This window comes from Pedobacter albus (assembly GCF_036324255.1).
In the GTDB taxonomy this organism is placed as follows: domain Bacteria; phylum Bacteroidota; class Bacteroidia; order Sphingobacteriales; family Sphingobacteriaceae; genus Pedobacter; species Pedobacter albus.
In genome coordinates this window covers 390183-405171 of record NZ_JAZDQT010000002.1, presented here as the reverse complement: position 1 = coordinate 405171, position 14989 = coordinate 390183, and the positions used below count along the sequence as shown (strand labels likewise).

Annotated in this window: 11 protein-coding genes; 7 read left to right on the top strand and 4 right to left on the bottom strand. The window is 44.2% G+C overall.

Annotation, left to right across the window (positions count from 1 at the left end):
• Nucleotides 1–92: 92 nt before the first annotated feature.
• From VRU48_RS11680 to VRU48_RS11665, 4 genes are all read right to left on the bottom strand, one after another.
• Complete coding sequence (locus VRU48_RS11680; protein ID WP_330108090.1) at nt 93–770, bottom strand: LytR/AlgR family response regulator transcription factor; 678 nt, start codon at nt 768–770, stop codon at nt 93–95.
• Nucleotides 771–2117, bottom strand: coding sequence for a thioredoxin family protein (locus VRU48_RS11675; protein ID WP_330108089.1), 1347 nt, complete (start codon nt 2115–2117; stop codon nt 771–773).
• Between the two features lies 1 nt (nt 2118).
• Nucleotides 2119–3627: a TlpA family protein disulfide reductase gene (locus tag VRU48_RS11670; protein ID WP_330108088.1), complete on the bottom strand. Its 1509-nt coding sequence runs from the start codon at nt 3625–3627 to the stop codon at nt 2119–2121.
• 84 nt (nt 3628–3711) lie between these two features.
• Nucleotides 3712–5214: a sensor histidine kinase gene (locus VRU48_RS11665; RefSeq protein ID WP_330108087.1), complete on the bottom strand. Its 1503-nt coding sequence runs from the start codon at nt 5212–5214 to the stop codon at nt 3712–3714.
• A gap of 395 nt (nt 5215–5609) precedes the next feature.
• Here VRU48_RS11665 and VRU48_RS11660 point away from each other — a divergent pair, with 395 nt between their 5' ends.
• From VRU48_RS11660 to VRU48_RS11630, 7 genes are all read left to right on the top strand, one after another.
• Nucleotides 5610–5957 (top strand): Spx/MgsR family RNA polymerase-binding regulatory protein, encoded by a 348-nt coding sequence (locus tag VRU48_RS11660; protein WP_330108086.1) that lies wholly within the window; start codon nt 5610–5612, stop codon nt 5955–5957.
• 195 nt (nt 5958–6152) lie between these two features.
• Nucleotides 6153–6545, top strand: coding sequence for a DUF1573 domain-containing protein (locus VRU48_RS11655; RefSeq protein WP_330108085.1), 393 nt, complete (start codon nt 6153–6155; stop codon nt 6543–6545).
• A gap of 162 nt (nt 6546–6707) precedes the next feature.
• Entirely contained in the window at nt 6708–7436 is a 729-nt protein-coding gene (locus tag VRU48_RS11650; protein ID WP_330108084.1) for a peptidase associated/transthyretin-like domain-containing protein, read from the top strand.
• 124 nt (nt 7437–7560) lie between these two features.
• On the top strand, nt 7561–9810 hold the full coding sequence (locus VRU48_RS11645; RefSeq protein WP_330108083.1) for a M1 family metallopeptidase: 2250 nt from the start codon (nt 7561–7563) through the stop codon (nt 9808–9810).
• Nucleotides 9811–10343: 533 nt separating this feature from the next.
• Nucleotides 10344–13175: a TonB-dependent receptor gene (locus VRU48_RS11640; protein ID WP_330108082.1), complete on the top strand. Its 2832-nt coding sequence runs from the start codon at nt 10344–10346 to the stop codon at nt 13173–13175.
• Nucleotides 13176–13388: 213 nt separating this feature from the next.
• Nucleotides 13389–14504, top strand: a complete 1116-nt coding sequence (locus tag VRU48_RS11635) for an adenylate/guanylate cyclase domain-containing protein (RefSeq protein ID WP_330108081.1) — start codon at nt 13389–13391, stop codon at nt 14502–14504.
• Between the two features lie 43 nt (nt 14505–14547).
• Entirely contained in the window at nt 14548–14763 is a 216-nt protein-coding gene (locus VRU48_RS11630; RefSeq protein ID WP_330108080.1) for a VF530 family protein, read from the top strand.
• Nucleotides 14764–14989 lie beyond the last annotated feature (226 nt).

Genomic DNA, 14989 nt, shown 5'->3' with positions numbered 1-14989 from the left:
TAATAAAATTATAAGGCTAAGATAGGATTAAAACATACATAATCCCAAGTGATGCCTTAAGCTGCTTAAACCGTGGCCGTTCAGAAATCCGGTTAAGGCTTTAGGCAGTCGTAATAAGTAGTGCCTATCGGAATGGTTTTTTCGTCGATCCAAACCTGGTTGCGGTCGTATTTGCTGATTTTGTCTTTGGCAATGATAAACGCCCGATGGGTGCGCACAAACTGGGCTGTGGGCAGGATTTCGGCCAGCTCGTTAATGGTAATCCGCGAGCTGATGAGCTTGTTGCCAGCCAAATGAAATTGGGTATAGTTGCCCGAAGCCTCTACGTAATTGATGTCTTTAAGCCATACTTTTACCTGTTCGTAGCCATCTTTAACAAAAATAAAATCGCTTTGCTGACTAGGCGTTTGTGCACGCAGGTCGAACAGCTCTTTGGCTTTGTTGCAGGCCTTTAAGAACCTCGAAAGCGAAAAGGGCTTTAGCAAATAATCCACGGCATCGAGCTCGAAGCTTTGTACGGCATGTTCGCTGTAGGCTGTTGTAAAAATAACCATGGGCGGCTTGCTCAAGGCCTTTAAAAAATCGATGCCGCTGATATCGGGCATTTTGATATCGAGAAAAATAAGATCTACTTTGTTTTGCTGCAGATAGGTGATGGCCTCAAAGGCATTGTTAAAGCTGGCCCTTAAATCTAAAAAAGGCACTTTGGATGCGTGGCTGGCCACAATATCCAAGGCAATGGGTTCATCATCTATAGCAATGGCAATCATTTAAAGTTTTTGGTTGGCTTTCATTTTGTTTAACAAAGGTGCAAAATATTCGGTAGCTTTTGGTTGGTTCAGTTGTGCAATCATTGCTTCTAATTTGTCAATGGCCAGCGCTTTGTTACCCAGTTTGTAGTTGATTACCGCATTGGTCTGCACAAAGAAGGGCCAAACATTTTTGTAGTATTCCGGGTCAGTGGCCGTCATTTTCAACACCTTGTCCGAATACTTTTTGGCAGCTTCCAGCTCCCTTTTTTGAGCGGCAACAGCAATGTTCTGGGCAAGGTCGTTCAGCAAGCGAAGATACCTGATGGTTTGCGTGTGCTTGTATTGGGCCATATCTTGGGCGCTTTTGGCGCTGGCTGTCGCCCGCTTGAGGTAGTTTTGGTCCCAAAGGTCTAAAGTGTCTGCAGGTATTTTGAGCAAATGATGGTCTGCAAAAGCCATAGCCTCGGCCACATATTTGGTGGTTTGCTTGGTGCCCCAATAATAGGAGAGGCCAATGGTATAACGGTTATTGGCAAAGTCTTTTTCAAAACCTTGGCTTAAATCCAACACCCTTTTGAGCAATTGCTCATCTTTATTGGCAATTGCCTTGGCCAATGTGGTTTCTTTGGCCATGTCGATAATCATTTGTAGGCTTTCCTTGTTTTGCTGCTGCAACAAAGGAAACTGATCTTTGTGTGCGATTAAAGTATTAATTGCAATGCCCAATTGCAGGTTTTTGCTCAAAAAGCCGCCATTGTCTAAAATGAGCTGCAGGTTTTTGAGTTGGCCTTTTTCGGCATCGTTTAAAAGACCGATGTATTCGTCTACCAAATCGGGATTAGCCGACCTCAGATCGGTTTTTCTGCGCAGATAAGTGTACATGAAATCCTTGTCTTTGCGCGAGGCAGGGTAGCGCTCGTCTAACTGCAGAATGGTTTCCGGCTGTTTGGCTTCGGCTAATGCCTGATCGGCCACCAATAAAAACTCATTGGCTGGCATGGAGCTGGTCGATCGGTAAATCAATACCCCATCGCCGTTAATGAAGAGGTAATTAGGATAGGTCTTTACGCTATACTTCGCTTTCAATGCAGGGCCTTCGCCTTTTTCTGCATCCAGTTTGTAGTTGATAAAATGGCGATTGTATTTATCGCCCACCACTTTTAAGGGAAATATTTCAGCATCCATTGTTTTGCAAGGTCCGCACCAATCGGTATAAACATCCACAAAAATGAGCTTGTTTTGGGCTTTGGCCATGCTCAGGGCATCGTTCCATTTGGTATCCTTAAGAAAATTGATGCCATTTTCTTGTGCCTTAACGGCTAAAATGCTTGATAAAAGCAATAAAGTTGCGATGTACTCTTTCATCTTACTTTTGGTTTAAAACATTTTCTATTTGCTGGTAAAGTTCTTCCTTGTCGCTTGGACGTTTTGCCTTTGCCACCACCAGTTTGCCCGTTTTGTCGAAGATGAAGAATTGCGGATAGTATTCGCTTTTATCTTCGGCATTGGCTAACAGTTCCTTCCAAAAAGGAGCGATGTTTGCTCTGCCTTTGCGCAGGTGCAGGCCTTCCATTCCGTTTACCTTAATAAATTCGCGCCAGGTGGCATCTTTGTCGTCTTCGTCCATGTCTAGGTAAACAAATGCTACGTCTTTGCCTTTAAACCTGGCCTTGAGGGCGGGAACGCTTTTAAGTTCTTCCTTGCAGGGTCCGCACCAGGTGCCCCAAACGTCGAGGTAAACCACTTTGCCTTTTAATGGCTTAATTACCGAGGCAATGGAACTTATTTTTTCAAAGCCTTCTGCGATTTCGATTTTTTTGTTGCTGGCATTTGCCGAAAGCATTTTTTGCAGAGATGCCGTTTTGGCTTTGATGTCTTTATTGTAAATGCTATTGGGGAATTGCTGGTTAAAGACCTTGGCCAAAGCGCTTAGTTGGCCAAGGTTTTTTTCGTTATAGAGATTGGTGAGCTGCTGATAGGTAAAAGGTTCAACTACGGCCATTGGTAGGTTTTTGGAAGCCCCAATCCATATGCCATAAGGTTTGCCGTTTTTTTTGATGACGACCATAGCACTATCCATGCTGATGCCATAATAGGGAAGCGGATCCGAAGATGGGATTTGCTCTTCCTTTACTTTTTTGAATGCCTTGGTTTCGATATATTTCAAATAGCTGTCTATGAAATCGTAATAATACGAACCGGCAATTAATGTTTTGGGCTTTAAAGGCGCCTTATCGAATATAGCCAAAACCAAACTGTCCATAGTCGCTTTTTGCAGGCCTGCGGTTCGGGCATACATATCCAATAGGAAATAGTCGCGGTAAGCTATTTCGTTGCTGATGATCTGTTTATCGCTGTTGCTGAGCGATGAAGCCTGAACTCGGTTGATTTTCGACGCTTCTGCCAGCTTGAAAGGCTTCACTACGCTGTCTAAAAGGCCGTTTAAAGCAAGTTTGTTAAACGTGCTACCGTCGTCGTTTAAAAAGAAAGGAGAATCTTTAAATCCAATAGCCAGCAACAACTTGTTTTCGGGCAGTGCCGTACCTGCCAACAACCGCAGGCTGGTATCAGCTGTGTTCGCCTCAAAAGTCAGGGTTTTATTGGGATGGAGTAACAAATTGTATCTTTTTCCTTCGAAAACCAGCGTAGCCAGTTTGGTTTCCTTAATGGGAACGGCAACATTAAACGTGCCGTCTTTGGCAATCGGAAACTGGATAGTGTTTTCTTGGTGGAAGCCATAAACCAAGGGAATATTGAGCTGCAGATTTGCTGTACCAGTATAGCCTTTTATTTTGCCGTTCAGTCTAAACTGTGCGAAAGAAAGGGCTGGAAGAGCCAAAGCCAATAAAATGAGAATGGTTTTTTTGAGTTTCATCGTTAGGTAATCAAATAAAGTTTGGGCATAGCCATCCCTGTTCTATCTTGAGGGATAGAATTTGCCGGGATAATTGGAGGGTGTTTAGAGTTCTATAGTCAGGTGGATAAAGAACTCCTTGGCGCTTTCCCTGATAATGAGTTCGTGCTTTTTAGGATACAGCAATGCCAAGCGCTGTTTTACATTAACCAGACCGATACCACTCTTTAGCTTTTCGGGATCATTATCGGCCTTGATATGGATGCTATTGTGCACGTCGAAATAAAGCGTGCTGCCCTTGGTTTGCAAGGTAACCCTAATGTGCGAAGGATGCTGTAAGCTGATGCCGTGCTTAAAGGCATTTTCTACAAAGGGAATCAGCAGCATGGGGGTAATCTGCAGGTTATTGAGCTGTTCCTCGATTTGGGTGTCGATTACAATGTTGGCCGATCTGGACGTGCGCAACTTTTGCAGGGCGATGTAGTTTTCGAGGTAGTCCACATCCCTGGTCAGCGAAATCTTGTCCTGCACGTTTTCATGCAACATAAAGCGCATCATGTCGCCTAGTTTTTGGATGCCTTCGCCGGTTCTCTCGGCATTTTCTTGCAGGGCGGTACCATAAAGCGTATTGAGGGCATTGAATAAGAAGTGCGGATTGATCTGCGATTTCAGGAAGCTCAGGTTGGCATCAGACTTGCCCAGTTCGGTTTTTAGCGAAGTAAGCTCGGCCGAGTTGGCTATCCGTCTTTTGTAGATGAACCAGGCTAACGGACCAGTCAGCAACAATTGGGTAGGCAAGTGGAAGGCAAAGGTAATGGCAATGATTTCGCCCCGCGGGCGGATCAGCAAAAAAGCCACCAGGCTCATCGGCACGGCCAATAAAACCGACAACAGGATCAGCTGGCCAAAAAAGACGCTGAATTTTCTGTTCTTTTGGTAAAGTTCTGGCAACAGGTAATACAGCGAGTAGATGAAAACCGTAATCGAAGCAAAAATAACCAGGGTCCACATCACAATGATGCCTATAACGGCGTTGCTGGCTACCCACAGCATCAGTCCAACAAACCAAAAGGCAATGCCAAAGCCGGCATCGATCTTCATTTGGTTTTTATAGGCCTTGTCGTGCTTGTTGGCCATAAAGTAATTGATAAATTCCTTTAAAAGCACATAGGCCGTAACAATCACCATCACCCACAGCTCGTACGTAAATCCGTCGAAGAAGAGGCGGTTGTAGGCGTTTTGAATGTCGTCGTATTGCACCAGCGTATAAGCCTCGGTATAGGTTTTGCAGATGCTGATGGTAAAGCCAGAACCTACCAGTATAATGAGGGTGAGCAGCGAGTTGAGTACAATGTTTTCCTTTTTGAGGAACGACGGAACGATATAGAAATTGAGGAACAGGAAATTGAAATAAAGAATAGAATACCTGAACAATTCGGGCACCAGGTAGTTTGAAAAAAACGAATAGCTGAGGTGCTCGCCTTTAAAATTGTAATAGTTTTCGTTATAGAAACGGCCGCCTGCGGAGGTAATTAGCATCAGGACAGCGAAGACATAAAGAACGGTCGAGATCCAGAATTCCGTTTTTTGCAGCTCTTTTAGTTTCATGGCTTAGGTTTGTTGCGGTTAAATTAATGGAACAATGTTAAGGCGCAATTGGCAATCTATTTTAAAAATGTGACCAATATCCGAATAAATGTGACGAATGGGCAAAGATCGATTTTTTAGCTTGTTTTGGAGGGGATGGGATTGCTAAATTGTTCAGTTGATGGCTGATTAATTGTTAAATTGTTGGATTTGCTAACTGGTAACTGCGAACTGAAGTTTGATTAATCGGATTGTTAAATTGTTCAGTTGGCGACTGATTAATTGCTAAATTGTTGGATTTGCTAACCGGCAACTGTGAACTAACAACTGCTAACTGGCAACTGCCAACTGAAAACTGTTAACCGACTCCAAACTTCTTTTCCTAACTTTGCCTTTGTATCAAAATTTATCAACACATGACCCTATACGGCATACCCAATTGCAATACGGTAAAAAAGGCCCAAGATTGGCTGAAGGCGAACCATATCGATTTCGAGTTCCACGATTTTAAGAAAAAAGGCGTTACTGCCCAAAAACTGACCGAATGGTTCAACCACTTTGGCTGGGAAAAAGTAATCAACAAAAACGGCCTTACCTTTAAAAAACTCGACAAAGAACAACAGGCCGCTATCAATAGTGCCGATCAGGCATTAACTTACCTGATCAACAACACCAGCGCCATTAAGCGCCCGGTGGTCGAACAAAACGGCAAGGCCATCCTGATCGGTTTTAGCGAAGATGCCTACCAGGCGCAGCTGAAATAAGGAACAAGCCTGAACAAAATGAAGATTTGGTGAATTTTTTGTTCATTAACCACAAGTTTTTTGGATTATAGCCTACTTTGTTCGTAGGTTTATGGCAAAGAAGTTTTTAAATCATCCTAACCGTCAGTAGTTATCGGGTAACATAAGGGTAGCCCATGGCTTTTTGACTATGCAACTATCATTAAAATCAATATTATGAAAAAATTAATCGTTCTATTTGCTGCTGTAGTAAGCTTTGTCGCAGTAACGGCCATGAAAGACGTGCAGCCTGAATTCAAATTCGAAAAAGAAACCCACGATTTCGGTAAAATCCCACAAGGAAAACCAGTTAACGTAACCTTGAAGTTTAAAAACGTAGGCGATCAGCCATTGATCATTTCGGCGGTAGAGCCAGCTTGCGGTTGCACCGTAGCCAAATACACCCAAACACCGGTTAAAAAAGGCGAAAGCGGTTTTGTAGAATTAACTTACAATGCGGCTGCGGTTGGCGTGTTTACCAAAGCAACCACCATTAAATCGAACTCGAAAGATCCAGTAAAAACAATCATCATCAAAGGCGAAGTAGTAGCTGCGGCCACTTCAAAATAATTGATGCGCAACGATAAAAGAAGGGGATAAGCGATTATTCCCTTTTTTTGTTTTCTTTGTGCACAGTTTTGCCGGCCCGGATGTTTTCAAAAACAAAAATCAGTTTTCTGTTAAATTTTGTTAAATACAAGGGCTTACTTAAAAAGAGCTTTAAATTTGAATATGCTTAAAAAGTTAATCTTAATGCTGTTGCTGGCCATTCCGTTGCAATTATTGGCGCAGAATAATACCCTTACCGGTAATATTTTCGATAACGACAACCGGACTACGCCCATGGAAAATGCCACCATCAGAAACCTGAGCACCAAAGCATTAACCTTAACCGACAAGGATGGCCATTTTGCCATAGCCGCCAAAATTGGCGATCTTATTTCTTTTGGCATGGCCGGCTTCCAAACCGATACGGTATACCTGACTAATCTTTTTCCCAAAAATATTTACTTGAGGCAGGTGGTCAACAACCTTAAACCGGTTGACATTACCACAGCCAAGATATCGCCTTTCTTGGATGCGCGCGACCCTGATGCCAAGCCAGCCAGACAGGTTGACATGAGCAAGGAAAGGGGAGGGCTAAGGCTAAACCTGGGCTATGGCAAATACCGCAGGCAACAAGCCAAAATTGCCGAACTCGAAGAAAACGACCGTTACAACGAAGAAATATCGAAAAACTTTAATCCTACCTACATCAGAAGCGTGGTTAAGTTTGAAGGCAACGACGAAGACATGAAGAACTTTATGGGTTTGTACAGGCCTACGGTTGATCAAATCAAGGCAGAACGTCCTTTTAACTACGCCTATTATACGGTTAGGGCCTATCATACCTGGAGCAAACTGCCACCAGAGCAGCGCAAGCTTCCTTCTCTCCCTAAGTTAAAGGCCAATAATCCCTAACTCGGCGTAACAATGTTGAGTATCTATTTGAATTTATTCAATTAGCCTTTACCTTTAACAAAAAACAAGAACTGGCCCAAAAACCGCTCTTGTTGGCAAAAAATATTACAAACCAATAACCACTATGCTTAAATTTCTAACCAAACATGCTGCACTTGCAGTGATGGTTTGCTTGTTTGGCCTCACCAGCTATGCGCAACAAACCACGCCGCCGGCAACCAATTATGTTCCGGCCGATGCCTTTGGCCCATTGTTCTATACCCAAAACGGAAACGAATTCCGTTCGGCCAATGGAGCCCCAGGCGCCAAATATTGGCAAAATCGTGTTGATTACAACATTTCGGTCAGCCTTGACGAAACCAAGAACATGGTAAGTGGCACCGTAACGCTTACTTACAAAAACAACAGTCCAGATAAGTTGCCTTATTTATGGCTGCAATTAGACCAGAACACCTTTAAAGAAACTTCGCGTGGCTATGCCGTAACACCGGCACGTAGCCGTTATGGCGCGCAAGGCGAGAAGTTTGAGGGCGGCTACACCATCCGTAACATCAAGGTAACGCAAAAGGCAGTTCCCGTAAAGTTTACTTCTATGGTTGAAGATACCCGTATGCAGATCCGCTTAAACCAGCCGATGGCTCCTAATGGCGATTTGATTACCATCAGCATGGATTATTCTTACACCGTGCCTAAAGAAGGATCTGACAGAACAGGTCACCTGACCACCAAAAACGGCGAAATTTATGCCATTGCACAGTGGTTTCCACGCATGTGTGTTTACGACGACGTGATTGGCTGGAATACCTTGCCTTATTGGGGTGGTGGCGAGTTCTATTGCGAGTACGGCGATATTACCTTCTCGGTTAATGCGCCTGCAAGCCACATTGTAATGGGTTCTGGCGAGTTGTTGAACCCGCAAGAAGTATTTACGGCTGAACAACTGAAAAGATGGAATGCCGCTAAGCTGAGCGATGCCACCGTACATATCCGTTCTGAAGCCGAAGTAACCGATCCAAAATCGCGCCCGGCAAAAGACAGGCTGACTTGGAAGTTCAAAATTACCAACGCCCGCGATGCGGCTTGGGCCTCGTCAAAATCTTTTGTGCTTGATGCGGCGCGCATCAACCTGCCAAGTGGCAAAAAATCGTTGGCCGTATCTGCACAGCCTGTAGAAAGCAATGGCATGGATGCCTATGGCCGCGGCGTTGAATACGTAAAAAGCACGATCGAGCATTACTCGAAAATGTGGTACGAATACCCTTATCCAATGGCGGTTAACGTAGCCACCAATATTGGCGGTATGGAATATCCAGGTATCGTGTTTTGCGGTTGGAATGCCAAAAAAGGCAGTGCCTGGGGCGTAATCGACCATGAGTTTGGCCATACTTGGTTCCCGATGATCGTGGGTTCTAACGAGCGTAAATACGGTTGGATGGACGAAGGTTTCAATACTTTCATCAATGGTATTTCGTCGCAGAATTTCAACAACGGCGAGTACAAGCAACGTCAGCCAAATATGAATGCTATTGGTAAATCGAGCATTGGCAATCCGCGTTACGAAAACATTATGCAAATGCCTGATGGTATGCAGGAAGCCAATATCGGTATTAACCTTTACAGCAAACCAGGATGGGGCCTTAATATTTTGAGAGATCAGATTTTGGGCAAAGACCGTTTCGATTATGCGTTTAGGCAATACATCAAAAACTGGGCTTACAAACATCCAACGCCTTTTGATTTCTTCCGTTCGATGGAAAATGGCAGCGGCGAAGACTTGGCTTGGTTCTGGAGAAGCTGGTTCCTGAACAACTGGAAAATGGACCAAGGCTTAGGCGATGTTAAAGAAGTGATGAAAGATGGCAAACTAACCGGTTATACCATCCGCGTAAACAACCTCGAAAAAATGCCGATGCCGATTATCCTGCAGATCAAAACCAAGAGCGGCAAAACAGATATCGTAAAAGTACCGGTTGATGTTTGGATGAAAAACACAACCTGGTTGGTGCGTTATCCAACAACCGAAGAAATTACAGAAGTACAGCTAGATCCAGAAAGAGTGTTGCCAGATAGCAATCCCGACAACAATAAATGGACAGCCGACGGCACATCGACCGCGGCTGCAGCACCAGCAAATTTAGATGTGTACTTGGGCACCTATTCGGCTCCAGGTATGGCCATTAAAATTGTAATCAGCAAAGTTGATGGCAAATTAATGGCGCAAGTAGGTACGCAACCGGCTTTTGGGTTGACGTTTGTAAGCGGTAACAAGTTTACGAATGAAGAGGGAGGCTTAGAAGTAGAATTCAATCCTGCCAAAAACGAAATGAAAGTAGGCGAAAACGGCAACAGCTATACGTTTACAAAAGAAAAATAAGCTTTTAAAGCGATAAGAAAGGCCCGGCAACTTTGGTTGGCCGGGCTTTTTTATGCACAAAAATCTTTGTGTCGAAAATCGATTTTGTATTTATAACGGGCGCGCCATTGCTGCCTTTGGTGTTCTTCACCAAGGGCTTTCGCTGATTTTCCTAAAGAATTTAATAGTCTATAAAGCCTGCCCATCAGCGGCTATACAAGGAGATGTATTGCTGCCTTTGGTGTTCTTCACCAAGGGCTTTCGCTGATTTTCCTAAAGAATTTAATGGTCTATCAAAATCTGCCCATCTGTAGCTTTACAAGGAGATGTATTGCTGCCTTTGGTGTTCTTCACCAAGGGCTTTCCAAGATTTTTCCTGAAGAATTTAATAGTCTATCAAAGTCTGCCCATCTGTAGCTTTACAAAGAGATCCAGCCCTGTGCAAAAACCACTTTTTCAAAATTTTTTGCCAAAAACTGTCACACTTGGTTTTTTATGGTGTCTTATGGGTAGCAAGCTTGAAGATAAAAGCCTGCCTTTTCCAAACAAACAACATGAAAACAACTTTAAAAATCACCCTGATGCTATTGCTGTGCAGTTTATGTACGAAAGTCTTCGCACAAGAAACGACTACGGTAAACGGCAAATTGTTTAGTGCCAAAAGTGGCGAAGCCATTCCTTATGCAGCGGCAGTACTTACCGAAACCGCCGATTCGACCAAACGAACTGGCGTAATTACCAATTTTTCTGGCGAGTTCGGTTTTAAGGACCTCAAAAGAACCGAGTACCAGCTCAAACTATCGGCCTTAGGCTATAAAACCATTCGCATGAAAGTAGTAGCCAATAACAGCGTAGTTAACCTGGGTACCCTAAAAATGGAAGAAGATGCCATTAGCCTCAAAGAAGTAAATGTTACCGGTCAACAGGCCAATATGAAGGTGAAGAAAGATACGCTCGAATTTAATGCGGGTGCTTTTAAAACCAAGCCCAATGCCGCGGTAGAAGAACTGCTTAAAAAATTGCCCGGTGTAGAAATCGATAAAGACGGCAATATCCTGGTGCAGGGGCAGAAAGTATCGAGGTTGACCGTTGACGGCAAAGACTTTTTCGGAACCGATCCTAAAACGGCTACCAAGAACCTTCCGGCCGATGCCATTGCCAAAGTACAAATCGTAGATAGCAAAACCCAAGAAGCCAAAGCCACGGGTATTGACGACGGTCAACGCGAAAAAGTACTGAACTTGACCATTAAAGAAGATAAAAAGAATGGTTGGTTTGGCAATGCCAATGTAGCAGGCGGTACCACCGATAAATACAACGGCTACCTGAGCGCCAATCATTTTAACAAAAACCTGCAGTTTGCCGTGCTGGGTATGAGCAATAACGTAAACAATGCCAGTTTCAATTTCGAAGACCTCAACAGCTTTACCGGTGGCAACATCGGCAATATTTTTGCACCGCCCGCAGGTGGCAGTTTTTCTATTAACGTAAACAATGGCAAAACCACCATCGGCGGTTCTGGCGTTTTCGATAACAATGCCATTGGCGATGTGTCCACACACAGTGGCGGGGTAAACTACAGCAATACCTGGGGCAAAAAAAATACCCTAGCGTTAAGCACCAGCTATTTTACCTATTTCTCGTCGGGTTTGGGCAACCGCCTATCTAACGTACAGGATTTGGGCCAAGACGATATCTTGAGAACGGCAGAGCAGGCCGTGCGCAACAGCGACAACCAGGCGCACCGCTTTAACCTCAGGGCCGAATACCATCCCGATTCGCTTACCGATATCATTCTGAGGCCAAACGTCATCCTCAATTACAGCACCAACATCAACAACCGTAACTTCAATTCGGCTTTCGATGCCAGTGGCAAAAGCAACGAGGGCACGCAGTACCTCAAGCAAAAGAACGTAACGCCCTCGCTTTTTGGCGAGTTTTCGGTGCTTCGCCGCATGGCCAACAACAAAGGCTCGGTATCGCTAAGGCTTAATGGTACGCAGAATACCTTCAATTCCGATTGGATCAACCGTTCGTTTATCAACAACTACACCAACGGCGCTCCGGTAGCTAACAATACCGACCAGCAGGCCAGTCAGGAAAATATTTCCAAAACCTATACCATCAATGCCAACTATGTAAGGCCGGTTTTTAACAAGAGATGGAATGCGAGTTTGGGCTACATCTACAACAGAAGCATTGTAGACGCTGAACAGCTTACCTACGATTACAATCCGCTAACCAGCAAGTACGAAATTATTGTGCCAGCCTACAGCAACACGCTCGATAACCACAACTGGCTACAGGCGGCCCGCGTTGGCTTTATTTATGCGCGTACCGAATGGACCTACAATTTTGGCTTCGGCCTGCAGCAAACGGGCTTAGATGCCGCCTTGCTAAACAGCGGTGGTGTTAACGTGGGTAATATTTCGAAAACCTATTATAATGTATTGCCACGCTTAAACATCAGCTTCAAAAACAAGAACAACCAAACCATTCAGCTTAATTACAACGCGAACGTAAACCTGCCATCGGTAAACGATTTGCAACCTGTGCAGAATAATAATAACCCGCTTTACCAACGCATCGGCAATCCCGACCTTAATGCCAGGAAAAACCATAGGGTGTCTATCAACTTCAATACCTTTAGTCCCGATAACAACAGGTATTGGAACGGCTATTTCTTGTACAACCTCTCGTTCGACGATATTGGCAACGACGTGAACTATGTAAACGGCATACAGTTGGTTAAACCGGTTAATGTGGATGGCAATTATTACATCAATACCGGCAGCTATTTTGGCATGCCGCTTAAGCTCAAAGGCATGCGTATGGGTTATGGCATCAATTTCAATCTTTCACATGCCACCAGTTTCATCAATGCCGAGAAAAACATCACCAATCGCTATGGATTTGGTCCCAATGCCAGCCTAAGCTACGACGTAGACGAAAAACTGAACACGGGCCTTTATGTAAATGTGAGCTACAACAAGGTGAACAACTCTATTCCAACGGCGATAGACAATAAATACTTCAATTTCTATAATTCGGCCAACATCAGTTACGAGCTGTTCAAAAATTTCAGGGTCGATGCCCAGTTAGAGCACAACGGAACTGCGGGACGTACCGGAGGGTTTAACAACAATGTCTTTTTGCTCAATGCAGGCCTCGAAAAATATTTCATGGAACGCAGGTTTACCCTGGCCCTAAAAGGATTTGATATTCTGAAGCAGAATACCAATATCGATCGTTTGGTAAACAACAGCAGGATAGAAGACGTGCGTTATAACAACATTACCCGCTACTTTTACTTGTCGGTGAATTACAAAATTGCCAAAGTAGGCGCTACCAATGGAAGAAGCAACCCTAGGAGTACGGTGAATTAGGAAAGAGAGGATGAGGGTTTAGCACAGTACCGGATAAAACCGGGGCTGTGCTTTTTTCGTTTATACGGTATATGTTTAATAGTGGATGGACCATAGTCTATATGTATGCTAATGGCCATCAACTATGGACCATAAACCATTGACCGTGGACCATGGACTATAGTCTATTGCCCCTCACTCCATAAATTCGATTTTTTTCAGGATATTCACGTAATGAAAGAAGAGTTTGACTATACCACCTACGCCCGACGGTTCGCAATAGGCTACCCCATAGCCAGCCAATTGCTGATCCAGGTGTATTTTTGGGTTATTGCCAACATCTTTATTGCTAGCATCGTACATCTGGTAGAGCTTTCGGTACGCAAAACCTATCACTTAACCATCTATAGAGGGTACTTTCCGGTATTGCTGATTGCCGTAGTGCTGGGTGTACTGTATGGAATTATTTCTGGCCTCATCAATATTCTTTTCGATTGGAAGCCATTTAAAGACCGGCCGGTGGGGGTGGTCATCATTTTAAAGGGACTGTTCTTCCTCGTAATTTTCAGTGTGTTTTTTTACCTGACCAGAAACCTCTTGTACGAACCTGCTGTGCAGTCTTTTGTACCTTTCAATAAAAATACCTGGGTTTACATTTATTACCCTTTGCTGGTTTTTTATGCGTTCATGACCTTGCTGATCAATTTTATCAATCAGGTCAATAAAAAATACGGACCCGGTGTACTGGTGCCTTTGTTGCTGGGTAAGTACAGAACGCCCAAAGAAGAAGAACGTATTTTCATGTTCATGGACCTGAGTTCATCAACCACCATTGCCGAACAGCTGGGACATATCAGGTACAGCGAGTTTATCCGCGACAGCTTTATGGACATCAACCACGTATTGTTGCGCTTTGGTGCCGAAATTTATCAGTATGTTGGCGATGAGGTGGTGGTAACCTGGCTTTTGGGCGAAGGTTTGCAAAAGCTGTCGTGCATACAGTTCTTTTTTGCCTGCGAACGCGAATTTAAAAAGCGCAACGATTATTACCTGCAAAAATATGGTGTGGTGCCCCAGTTTAAGGCCGGCCTGCATTTGGGCAAGGTTACGGCCGTAGAAATTGGCGAGGTTAAACGCGATATTGCCTACCACGGCGATACGCTTAATACCACGGCACGCATACAGGGCATGTGCAAGGAGCTGGGCAAAACTTTTTTGGTGTCGGACTATGTGGTAAAGATTAGCCGTTTAGACAAGCGCTTTGTGATTGAAGACATGGGCTCGATCTTGCTCAAAGGCAAGGCCGAACCTACAACCATCTTTAGTGTCGAAAACGTAAAGCTCGATTAGGCTTTGGTTTGCAATCGTAGCTTCGGTTCGTTACTTTTGGCCTATGGTTAGACAACAGAACAACCCTTTACACGGATTAACCCTCGAATTCATCATCAACCAATTGTTTTTGCGCTATGGTTGGGAAGAACTGGGCAGGATGATCAATATCGGTTGCTTTAAAAAAGATCCTTCCGTGAAGTCGAGCCTCAAATTTCTGCGCAAAACCGATTGGGCAAGGAAAAAGGTAGAGCAGCTTTATATCGATAGTTTTTGTTAGCGGTTTCCAGTTGGCGGTTGCCAATTCGCAGTTCTCAGTTAGCGAAGCCAGCAATTTAACAATCCAGTCAATCAGTGTTCGGTTAACAGTTTTCAGTTGGCAATCAGCAAATCCAACAATTTAGCAATTTAACTATTCCCATCCTGTGGGGGGTGCCCGAAGGGCGGGGTGGTTATTGTCAGTCGCTGTAGGCGGTCTTCAGTTAACAGTTGGCAATCAGCAAATC